General features: G+C 57.3%; 7 protein-coding genes and 3 pseudogenes. 3 read left to right on the plus strand and 7 right to left on the minus strand.

From position 1 onward, the window contains the following. Positions 1-36: 36 nt before the first annotated feature. The 3 genes and pseudogenes from glf to PMI07_RS35755 form a co-directional block, all read right to left on the minus strand. On the minus strand, positions 37-2,394 hold the full coding sequence (gene glf, locus PMI07_RS17090) for a UDP-galactopyranose mutase (protein WP_007752815.1): 2,358 nt from the start codon (positions 2,392-2,394) through the stop codon (positions 37-39). A 77-nt stretch (positions 2,395-2,471) separates the two neighbouring features. Beyond that, a complete protein-coding gene (locus PMI07_RS34285) occupies positions 2,472-3,626 on the minus strand; it encodes a glycosyltransferase (RefSeq protein WP_155956557.1) in 1,155 nt (384 codons plus the stop codon). A gap of 217 nt (positions 3,627-3,843) precedes the next feature. Beyond that, positions 3,844-4,042: pseudogene (locus PMI07_RS35755) on the minus strand (hypothetical protein); the annotation flags it as partial. Positions 4,043-4,208: 166 nt separating this feature from the next. On the opposite strand from PMI07_RS35755, the gene PMI07_RS17105 reads away from it, so the two are divergent. Next, positions 4,209-4,928, plus strand: coding sequence for a DUF72 domain-containing protein (locus tag PMI07_RS17105; protein WP_007752819.1), 720 nt, complete (start codon positions 4,209-4,211; stop codon positions 4,926-4,928). 487 nt (positions 4,929-5,415) lie between these two features. On the opposite strand, the gene PMI07_RS33700 is transcribed toward PMI07_RS17105, so the two are convergent. Beyond that, on the minus strand, positions 5,416-6,021 hold the full coding sequence (locus PMI07_RS33700; protein WP_007752822.1) for a hypothetical protein: 606 nt from the start codon (positions 6,019-6,021) through the stop codon (positions 5,416-5,418). Positions 6,022-6,267: 246 nt separating this feature from the next. Here PMI07_RS33700 and PMI07_RS17115 point away from each other — a divergent pair, with 246 nt between their 5' ends. Both PMI07_RS17115 and PMI07_RS34290 read left to right on the plus strand, forming a co-directional pair. Next, complete coding sequence (locus PMI07_RS17115; RefSeq protein WP_007752825.1) at positions 6,268-7,350, plus strand: ROK family protein; 1,083 nt, start codon at positions 6,268-6,270, stop codon at positions 7,348-7,350. Positions 7,351-7,652: 302 nt separating this feature from the next. Continuing rightward, positions 7,653-7,775: pseudogene (locus PMI07_RS34290) on the plus strand (DUF1236 domain-containing protein); the annotation flags it as partial. Positions 7,776-8,780: 1,005 nt separating this feature from the next. Here the strand turns inward: PMI07_RS34290 and PMI07_RS34300 are convergent. The 3 genes and pseudogenes from PMI07_RS34300 to PMI07_RS17125 all read right to left on the minus strand — a co-directional run. Continuing rightward, positions 8,781-8,906, minus strand: a pseudogene (locus tag PMI07_RS34300) (DUF808 family protein); the annotation flags it as partial. A 183-nt stretch (positions 8,907-9,089) separates the two neighbouring features. After that, a complete protein-coding gene (locus tag PMI07_RS17120) occupies positions 9,090-10,670 on the minus strand; it encodes a sorbosone dehydrogenase family protein (protein WP_007752836.1) in 1,581 nt (526 codons plus the stop codon). Continuing rightward, positions 10,670-11,107 (minus strand): DUF2231 domain-containing protein, encoded by a 438-nt coding sequence (locus PMI07_RS17125; protein ID WP_007752837.1) that lies wholly within the window; start codon positions 11,105-11,107, stop codon positions 10,670-10,672. Before PMI07_RS17125 ends, PMI07_RS17120 begins: the two co-directional genes overlap by 1 nt. Between the last annotated feature and the right edge of the window lie 248 nt (positions 11,108-11,355).

Below are 11,355 nucleotides of genomic sequence, written 5' to 3' on the forward strand. Positions count from 1 at the left end.
TCGAGACTGTCGGTGGCAAGAACAATGTGCGGCCTGTCAGTCACGTTGGACATCGGCCATTGCTCCGCCGACGTCGTGCTGCCTTCGCAAGCGCCTATAGGTCGAGAGGGCCTGCCCAACCACCTGGTCCATATTGTAATATTTATAAGTGCCAAGCCGTCCGACGAACGTCACGTCGTCCTGTTTACGTGCGAGAGCTTCATATTGTTTGTAAAGAGCCTGGTTTTCCGCACGCGGGATGGGGTAGTATGGGTCACCGTCGGCACAAGCAAATTCATAGCTGATGCTGGTTCTGGGGTGTACCTGGCCAGTCAGGTGCTTGTATTCCGTGATCCGGGTATAGGGCACGTCTTCCGAGGGGTAATTGACGACGCCGACCGGCAGCAGACGTCTCGCGTCATGCGTCTCGTGCCGGAACTCCAGGCTGCGATACGGCAGCCGCCCAAAACGATAATCGAAATATTCGTCGATAGGGCCAGTGAAAATCGTGTGCCGGCTAAGACCTGCCTGCCGGAGATCGGCGAAGTCTGTTCCAACCATGACGGTAATGTTCTTATGATCCAGCATGCGCTCAAACATGCGCGTATACCCATCGAGCGGCATGGCCTGGAATGTATCCAGGAAGTAGCGGTCGTCTAGATTGGTTCGGGTCGGGACGCGTGCCGTCACTGACCGATCGAGATCGGACGGATCGAGACCCCATTGCTTGCGGGTATAACCCTCGAAGAACGTCCGGTAGAGCTCGGAGCCGATCTGCGAGGTGACGACGTCCCTCGACGTGAGGATGGGATTGCAGGGCTCCGCTCGACCCGCCAGAAAAAGGGCGGCGGCAGCCTCGCTTGCAAGATCAAGGCCGTAAAGTCCGTTCAGCGTCGTGCGATTGATCGGGACGGGTAGACGCAGCTCGCCGATCTGGGCAAGCACCCGGTGCTCGTAAGGCCGCCAATCCGTGAAGCGGGAAAGATAGGCGAAAACATCTTCGCTATTGGTATGAAAGATATGCGGGCCGTACTTATGAACGAGGATGCCCGCCTCATTGTAGTGATCGTATGCATTGCCAGCGATATGGGGCCGCCTATCGCAAACGAGGACTTTCTTGTTCCCCTCTTCAGCCAGGCGTTCGGCAAGGACCGAACCGGCAAATCCGGCACCAACGATCAGGTAATCGTAGGTCTCCGGTTTAACGCGAAGGGGGCTGCGCGGACCAAATCTGTCCGGAGCGGGAAGGGGGGCGCTTTCTCGAACCACCGCACGATCGACTAGAAGCGACATGGCGCTGAACGTGGCGTCCCAGGATGATCGTCCGAGAACCTCGTCTACGGCGCGCAACCAGCTGTCGCCGGACCGTGAGACCGCGAGCGCGGCATCGCAAGCCTCAAGGAATCCCTTAGCGCCGTTGGCAAGGAACACGCCGGGCACGTCATCATATCCGCGCACGACATCTTTGATGCGCGTGCCGACCACTGGTCGGCCTGATGCCAGATATTCCGGGGTCTTGGTCGGGCTGATGAAACGCGTGGCATCGTTCAGCGCGAACGGCATGAGTGCGACATCCCAGCCACAAATGTAGGCCGGGAGATCGCCATAGGCCTTCTGGCCGAGATAATGGATATTAGGCGCGAGCGGCAGATCGTCAGGCGAAATCTTCAACACCGGGCCGACGAGCACGAATGAAAGGTCTGGGCGCGCCGCGGCCACGGAGCGGACCAGACCGAGATCGAGCCTCTCGTCGATCACGCCGTAGTAGCCGAGACGTGGGTGAGGAATGGCCTCCTGATCGGAGGGTTCCGACAAGCGGCCGCGGGCCGCTCGGAAGTGATGGGTATCGACGCTCGAAGGAAATGCATGGATATTGTCATGCTGGTCTTTTTTGGCCTCATAGAGGCTGATACCGCCTGTGAATACCACATCCGCCCGTGCAATCAGCGCCTGCTCGGCCGCCTTCAGATGCGGAGGAGCGAGTTTGAAATTCGCCAGTTCGTCCATGCAATCGTAGATGATGGCGGATGCATCGACATGCTTGGCGAAGCTGAACATTTGCGGCGTGTAAAACCAGAGGATCGGCCGCTTGCCTCCATGCAGGTCGAGCAGGTCGTCAAGCAGGCGGGCAAGGGCAACCTCGCGCTCCGCCAAGCTCCACCAGTGCGGGACGCGAGGACGGATCGCCTTGACACTGGTGCCCTCAAACCTATGGATTTCCAGATAGGCAAGGTGATGGTCGGTCGGGATAAACTCCTCGAAGAAGAAGACACGCCGTTGCTGCGAAAAACGCTGCATTAGGTGCTGCGGTCTTTGCAGTACGAAATCCCATCTCAGATGGGAGAAACAGATCATGGGAGATTTTGCGGGTACGATGACATCTGGCGATTGCAGAAACGAACTCAGCAGATTCATCAAACACCTCGCAATGAACTGACCCCGAACCGGCCAGCTGACCCAAGGTTCCCTGTGCACTTCGAAATTTTAGACGGCTAAGATTTATCCATGAGACGTTTGAGTTTCAGTACGCTATGAGGCCAGGTCCAGTTCGCCAGGACGACCTCCCTTGGATGGAAGGTGTCGAGCCGGCCCAGCATGTCCTCAATGCCCTGGTGAAAGTCCTCGGCCGAAGCCGTGCGGCCCGTCTGCGGTGTAATGTACTGCAACCCGCACCTCAAATGGCGGTTGGCAAGCACCGGAATGCCGGCGAGCATATATTCCGTCAGGATGGCAGGCGCGCCGTCGTCGATCCCACAGACGACCCCCATCCGGGCCTGGTTCATGAGCCGATTGACCTCGGCAAACGGCACGCCCGGCGGCCTCACGAAGTCGACATTCAAGCCGAGCCTATTGGCCTGATGATACAACAGGTCGATCATTTCCCCGTACCCGCAGACGCAGAGCGTGCGAACCGAGCGCGGTAGCTTGTCGAGGGCTTTGAATAAAATATCGTGCCGTTTGTAAGGTTGAGCGGCTGCTACATAGATTACGTCGTAGATCTTCGGTAATCCCAGCGGTCTGAACGTCTGTTCGGATGCAAATTCCGGTCCGATCGGCATGATCGCGATGGGTATATCGGCATGCCGCGAGCGCACCTCTTCTGACTGCCACTCGGCGCCGGTCAGGACAAGATCGAAATGGCGGCTGACCGCGAAGGGGATCCGAAGCGCCGGGGCATCGATCGAATTGTAGATCTTGAAGCTTTCACGACACGCCGACAAGACATCTTCGCCGACACCAAGGCCCCACACGCACAGGATCGACGGTGGACCGAAGGCTTCGATATGACCGAGCATGTCGTTGGAATTGAAGGGAGCATCGGGTCCATTCATCCGGAAGGCACGGCGTGTCAGGAACGGGCTGCCGGTCGTCCAGTCCGGCGGTGGCGTGTCGCCGCGCCAATGGGTCCAAACTTCCGCACAATTTACGAGACCACTTCTTAGAGCGGCGAGGGGAAGCCGTTCTATGTAGCCACCATCGACCCTGATGGCTTGCCGTGGCGGCAACGGGCTGGGAGAATTTCCGCGCGAGCCGGAAATCCATTGATCGGCAAACCATCCAGCAGGGGGGACTTCACTGCTGCTCCAATCGCCATCCTGGAAGTCGCTGATGACGACGATGCGGCGAAGCCCGGAAGCTCTTGGCATTGCCGGTACTTCGACCTCACCCGAGTGATCGTCTGCGGTCGGGGAATTGCCCTTGTTCCTCCCATGCGGGTCATAGTTCAGGTCGAAATCCTCCTGCGGCCTGGTGCCTTTCTGCTTGCGGTGAACGGCTGCGTCCGAACCGGTGGTGAGAGCCGTTGGCGCTATAATTGCCGCTTGACTTGCGGTCGCCTTGGAGGGCGCAAATTGCACCTTGGCGTCATCTCGGGATTGAACATTTCACTCTCCTCCGATCTTGCCTGAATCGAGAATCTATACGCCGGCCCTGGTTGTTCTCGCCAGCCGCATTCCGATCGATATTAGGATCGTCGTTTGCCACCAAGTAGCCGCTGGGACAAAGTCTCTGCCGGACCCTCCGAACGCGGTGATTGGTCGGTTGTGCCGGGAGCGCCGGGTTTGGTGACAAGATCTCCATGCCCTTCTCCTGTTTGCGAGACGCTAACAAGAAGATCGGAAAACGGTTCCAGTCGCTCTGAGGCAAGATGTTGAAAAAGCGGCGGGAACGGTTCCCTGCAAGAATGGTTAAGCTTTACAGTCCGCATCCTGGGGCCGATGGAGAGGATCTTGGCCGTCATTGCCACCGCCGCATGGTCGATACCAAAACCAGTCGCCGATCGATTTCCGGCCGACGGGAGTGGGCTCGAGCGGTATGCGGCCGTTTTCAAAGGCGTTGAGATCAACTCAACCTTCTATCGCCATCATCGTGCAACGACGTTCAGGCGTTGGGCGGACGCGGTGCCTGACAGTTTTCGTTTCGCGGTGAAACTGCCTCGCGCAATTTCCCATGAGCGGATGCTGAAAGATATCGACGACGTATTCCGTTGTTTTCTTCAGGAGATTTCGCCGCTCGATGGCAAGCTAGGCCCGCTCCTTTGCCAGCTGCCGCCCAAGCTGGCGTTCGATCAGGGAGATGCTGAACCCGCCTTTGCGGCGATGCGTTCCATATATGCCGGACCAATCGGCATCGAGGTGCGCCATAGAAGTTGGGCATCCGACCCGGCAATTGGGTTGCTGGATCGGTACCATATAGATCGGGTATTCGCCGATCCTGTCCTTGTCTGGCAGATTGGAGATTTTCCAGAACCGCCGCGCTACGTTCGCCTGCACGGAAAGCCGAAGCTCTATTATTCACCTTACAGCATCGCTGAGATCCACACGATTCTCGAAATTCTTGGGCCGGATAGTTGGTGCGTGTTCGACAACACGGCGTCGGGCTCTGCTGCGGTTGATGCACTGACAATGCTCGACAAATATTCGCGGCAGGTTTCAGCCGAAGCGCTATAGCATTCAGCCGCGATGTTATTGCGGCCGACGATGACAATCATGTTCCGAACGGTCTGTGGCGGTACGGGAGTTCTTTCGCTTCCTGGCAGGTACTCACATCGGAGAACAGCAGGCTCGAAGGTGAAAATGCGTCGCGGATGGTTGTTCTGTCATGCTCGGTTGAGAGTTAAAGTATGCTCGATCCGAAACGTTGGCGTCAACCGGTGGTCAATTAAGATGAGAGCGGCTACGTCGCAAAGTTAGCAGCACGTAACAAGCCCCGGCATCATGACTCCCCTTGGCCCGTCAACTCTTGGAATGAGTTTCTCAAGGATCGTGAAATTTTCCTCGACGTCATGAGAAGTAGCCGCCCGCAGCGGAAGCGCGAGCCGCATTTCTGCGAGCGGCAGAAGAGGCCGACCTTGATATCAGTGTAATTGATTGATGCGGTCATAATCCGTCTCACGGTCACCGGTCAGGATCGGGCGCCCACCCACGGGCAGGGCGCTCACTTCAAGCTCTCAACCCTCGCTTCGGGATCCTTAAGAGCATGTTCGACGACATACACCCTGACCCGAGGCCGATCAATATCGCGCGGACCCACCTCAATACGTTGCGTGATGATCGGCACAACTTCTTCCTCGTAGCCTTGCTTGATAATTGCCGCAGCCTCGTCGGGGTCGATTAATTTCGGAGGATCTTGCAATCCATCCAGAAAGGATTGAGTGCCCTTTTCCTCTTCAGACGTGAATCCTTTTGCATGCTCGTCGAGATCCACTGCCCCTTCATCGTCAAGTATATCGAGTGCCACTTCGAACTGCTCCTGCGACACCCCCGATACCAGCACGACATAACCACCGCGACGAAGTCCCTCGCTATAAAGGTCGTGATCGTCTTTCGGAAAGATGAAATCTTCCAGCCTGGACCACAAGCTCCGTTCCTGCTCGGGGATTTGGCGGTTGCCTCTCGCGTCCGCCATCAAACCGATCGAGCTATCCGGGATCCCTGCATCACGAAGCCGCTGAAGCGCAGTTTGAGCAACGCCGAGGTCCTTGAACAATGCGGTCAGCATTCTATTAGGCGAGACCGCCTCTGGTTGATCCTCGGTATTCATCTCATACTCCATGTCAAAGGGCCTTTCACGCGCTCAAATCCAGTTCAGGCTCGGAACCGACCGACGGCGGTGTCATCGCGCACTATCCATAGAATTCTCGGAGGAAGAGAGGGTTCCGCGAGAACGACCTAAATAAAGGAACTGCCCCGACGGGTTTTGAGGTCATGAGCTGACAGCATGGAACATCGGAAGGTGGCCGCGCGTTGCGCTGTCCCTGCAGTATCGGCGTCGACAAAAAGGCATCTCATGGCAAAGCCCAATCGTCAGGAACAAACTGAGACAACACCGCTCATTCATGGTGGTGCTACATTGCAGTCAGTGGTGGTGGATGATTACAACAATGAAATGCGCGGCCGGACAGGGTTCATAGGCGATGACGCCAACAAGAAGACGTTCAGGCTGAAGCTCGAGGAATTGAGAAAGCGGATGCGGGAGCTGGACAGAGATCCTCTTGGCGCTGTCCCGACGAAAGAGATATCCAAGAAGAAGATCGACGGTTTGCTGCAGGACGATAATCCGGAGGCAGTTGCGCTCGTCCTGGGGGCGATCGAGGGTTTCTCTCAGAATTTCGCCGACGTGATCAGAAAATTTTTGAAGGACAAAAGTTGGTCTAAGACTAATCGGATCGTCGTGGGCGGGGGCTTCCGCCAACGACGGGTGGGTGAACTGGCCATTGCGAGGACAATGATGCTGCTCAGGGACGACAATGTGGACATCGAGATCGTGCCGATCGCTCATCATCCGGACGAAGCAGGGCTGATAGGAGCCGTACACCTGATGCCCGACTGGATGTTGAAGGGACACGAGGCAATCCTCGCCGTAGACATTGGTGGCACTAATGTTCGTGCCGGAGTTGTGGAGTTCGGAAATGGCAAAACCCGACATCTAGATGATGCGAAAGTTCGCGAATCGGTGATCTGGCGGCACGCTGATGAGAAACCTAGTCGCACAGCAACTATGACGAAGCTGACATCGATGCTGGAAGATCTCATCAAGAAGGCGAAGGCTGCACGCATAAAGCTTGCTCCATTGATCGGCATTGGCTGCCCGGGTGTCATCGAGGTGGATGGATCAATCACTAGAGGCGGCCAAAACCTGCCTGGCGGGAACTGGGAGAGCGACCACTTCAATCTCCCGGCGGAACTCATGAAAGCTATTCCCCAGATCGAAGGCAGCAACACGTTCATCATCATGCACAATGACGCTGTCGTGCAGGGGCTCTCGCAGGTCCCACTGATGGGGGATGTTGCAAGTTGGGCAGTACTAACGATTGGCACGGGACTCGGCAACGCTCACTTCACCAACCGTGTCGCCGAAGATCAGAAGTAGCGCCTAGAGCGCGTCCACTTTACTCGGGGTCCGCAGGATTCGAAGTTGTTGGCGCATTCCTGCGGGTCGAAGAGCGTGACGATCTGGCCGACCGTATTCCATAAGCCCTCGACCGTTCGCTACGGAAGATTATTCTCTTGTCGTCAGGCTTCACCACAGGATGCCTAAGGCGGGGTACCGGTGAACGCATTCTCGCGGACCAAGAGCCTGCGGGACCTCACTTTCTAGTCCGCCGCAGCTCTTCTACCTGTTGGGTTCAATACTGAAATACGTGCTTGAGCCAATGAATATGGACTGGCTCGCTCCCCTCGACTGTCGTTGTCCAGCCCGTGACGGACAACCCCAAATATTCCTATGCGATTGTAAACAAGCAGCGGGTGATCGTCGAGCCTTCCTCTCGCAAGGTCATCCAGGTGATCAAGTAGGATCACGGCTGAGGTGGTTCGAACGCGACCCTCTCAGAGTGACGAGCCACTCGTGTTTATGCTCCGGAATTCAAAGCATTCCAGGAGAGTAAGTAGGCACCCCTGGGTCTAGCGGGGATTGATTGTGGGTCAAAAATTCCATATGGGGCAGCGCGATCACCACCCGGATCTTTCAATCCGCGATCTTTTCCTGAATGTCGCGGAGTCATCGGGTGGCGAACGCATCACCATTGGTGCTGACGCGGGCGGAGCCGTGGCACAACCGCGCCGAACGTTTCCTTGCCTTTGCTGTCCGGCTACGTCGTCGAACGGATTGTGAGCGTACTGGGGCTAGTGCTATCGACCGTGTTGGTGCTGCCGATTCCTCTGGGCGACATGGCTCCAGCCGCCGCCCTCTGTTTGATCTCCCTGGACTTCTCGCCGCTGACGGCATCGCGGGGAGTGTTGTCGCGGGCCTGGCGACCGGGGTCTGGCTTGGCATAAGACAGATGACACGGGCCTAGTGACATCGCCGCTGGGCTTCCAACTCGCCTTCATAAGCCGCTAGGAAGAAGCTTCTAGCAACATCCGGATCCGCTTCGCAGCGAAGTGCGGCAAAACAGACTTCCACCGCCCGAGAATAGGCGGGACTTGATTGGTCGTTAAAGCAGGTCCGCATGTAACGGATTGCCTCCGCCGGACCGAATATGTGTCGGACCCTCTTCTGTTGCAGCAGACAGACTGGTATTCGCCAGCGCGCCCCAAACAATACTGGAATGACGTCGGTCATAGCTCTTTCCCTCTAGCTCTTTTTATTGAGGCTCAGACCATGTTGGGCCTTTTGACCTCGTCGGCCAATTCACCCGAGCTAATCAAAAAGACGTAGTGCCCGGCCAGAAACTCCCGCGCCGAGCACCGTCAAAATCCGCCTGCCAATCGAGCGGAGGCGGCGCCCCATTCAAAGAAAATTTCGCAGACGGCGTCAGCTCGAAGGTTGTCGAGAGATAGCCGGGGGGCTCATGATCCGATCACTACGCCCGCCGCCTTGGCGCTCGCCTTGGCCACTTGAGCGGCGATGTCGTCTACAGATGCGGCCGCCAGCTTCGCGATCGCAGCAATGTCGTCCAACAGCGCGATCAATCCTGTAGCCATACCTTACTCTCCTTATTTTGCCGGATTCCTTGTTGAACAACTCGGCTCGTTGGGGTTGGCACTCAACTGTAATATCACACGGCAGAAATCTGTAGCGGAAGCAGGTTAGCATGGCTGAAACCTTGCTTTGGAGGTTAACCACATGCCATCCCAGTCGTTCATTCAAACTGGATTCACCGAATATTAGGGTCCGGCCGCAGGGGCGATCTGCATCTGGGTAGGTTGGAACTTGTCCGGCGGTCCGGAAAGTGGTTTTTGATCAGTCAGGCGTTCCTCGGCCGAGGCTGGCGGGGTCTTGGATTGAGCGGTCGAACCCGTCGTTTCCGTTCCGACGCTGGGAATCATATCAGCACTCCGACCCGTTTTCGCATTCGTCGAGAATTGTGGGTTGACTGAAACCTGGTCCGTGCCGATTGGCTGTGGCGTAACCTTGCCGTCAGACGAAGCAATACGCCAGACGGTATTGCCGGCGTCGTCGGCAACGAGTAACGCTCCCGTCCCGTCGATTCCGACGCCGACGGGCCGTCCTTTCGCCTGGTCGCCCTGAATAAAGCCGGTGACGACATCCTGCGCTTTGCCAGATGGCTTGCCGTTTTCGAATGGCACGTACACCACCTTATAGCCGTTGAAGCTGTCCCGGTTCCAGCTACCGTGCTCGCCGATGAAGGCGCCGTTGGCGTAAGCGGCAGGAAGAGCAGAATTCATCGAGAAGGTCAGTCCAAGCGCCGCGACATGGCTCGACAAGGCATAATCCGGTAGGATCGCCCTTTCGACCATGTCGGGACGCGGGGGATGCACACGGCCATCGACATGGTTGCCATAATAGCTCCAGGGCCAGCCGTAGAAACCGCCTTCCTTGACCGACGTCATGTAGTCGGGAACAAGGTTCGGACCGAGTTCGTCGCGCTCATTGACCACCGTCCAGAGCGCACCTGTGTGGGGGTCGAAAGTAAGGCCGTTCGGATTGCGCAGACCCGAGGCGAAAACGCGCGCAGCACCCGTGTGCCGGTCGACCTGCCAAATCGCCGCGCGGCCTTTTTCGGCTTCGAGCCCGTTCTCGACGATGTTGGAATTCGAGCCCACCGAGACGTAGAGCATCTTGCCATCGGGGCTGAGCGCCAGATCCTTTGTCCAATGGTGATTGATCGGCCCACCGGGAAGGGGCGTTAGGAGTTTCGGTTGGGCTGCGATTTCATTCTGTCCGAGTTCGTAAGGGTAGGCGAGAATGGCGGTGGTCGACGCGACGTAGAGAGTGTTGTCGATCCAGGCAACACCGAACGGAGAATCGAGTCTCTTCAGGAGATCGTGCCTCTCGTCCACCTCGCCGTCGCGGTTCGTGTCACGCAGCACTGTGATGATGTTGCTTTCCTTCTGCTCGCCGCCACCGCCGCCATGGGCGATCGACATGATCCAGCCCCGGATGAAATCCTTCGGCCGAGAGGTAGGCTCGCCGCTGGGGCCGCGGGCCTGGATCACCAGTACGTCGCCATTCGGCAAGGTGTGGACTGTGCGGGGGTTAGCGAAGTCCTTGGCGTAGGCCTTGACGGTCAAGCCGTCTGGAGCGACCGGCATCTCACCATCCTTCCAGCCAACGACTTTCGCTACCTTCAGATCAGGAAATAAGGAGGGGGCTGGATCTGGGAGGACCGGGTTCGGTCCGATTTGCTGAGAGATGTCAAAATTTCCGCTCTGCGCGTAAGCCGCAAGGCCGACGCCGACTGCTATCGACAGAACCGAAGCACCGAGAAACTGCGAGTTTACCATCATACCCTCCAGGCCAGCCTGGCATATTTGCGGGCGGAAACCGCTGCGGCCACCAAACACAAAACAAAAGTGGCAGCCGAGAGCACAAGTCCATACGGAACTACGGCCGTCCATCCATCGCCGGCATGCATAAGGTTGTTGACAAAGGCCAGACCTAGTATGATCAGATAGAGGAGCATGGACAGCCACGCCGGCCGCAACGGGCGAGTGCGGGGACGCACCAGATCCATCAATCCAGCCAGAATTGCGAGCACGCCGAACGCCAGCCCGGCGAACAGCAACCATGCGGAGAAGTTCTGCCACATCAGATTGCCATTCCACCAGAAGGCGATATCCGTCGCTAGTGCGAGCGTGAAGCATACGAAGGGAAATGGGACAAAGAGCGACTGTAGGGGATAGGCAGCCGCATCGCGATCACTAGGGGAAAATATAGCCATGGCATGCTCCATTGAACAAAGAGCTTGGATGCCAATCAACCCGCGGCGACGGGAGATGGTTCCGTTAGCCGTCGAGGGGGTCCAGCGGCTGAAAGAGCGTTCTAGAGCTCTCTCGTGGACGAAATCCGGTTACTGTCGTCCTTCGGTTTGGTGAAAGGAAATGGGGCAGATCCGCAGCGAACGGGTTGAGGCAACCAAAACGAGCAGGCCCCGTTACCACGCACAACCGGGCAGTAACGCGATAAGTC

Origin of the sequence: Rhizobium sp. CF080 (genome assembly GCF_000282095.2) — a bacterium.
Taxonomy (GTDB): domain Bacteria; phylum Pseudomonadota; class Alphaproteobacteria; order Rhizobiales; family Rhizobiaceae; genus Neorhizobium.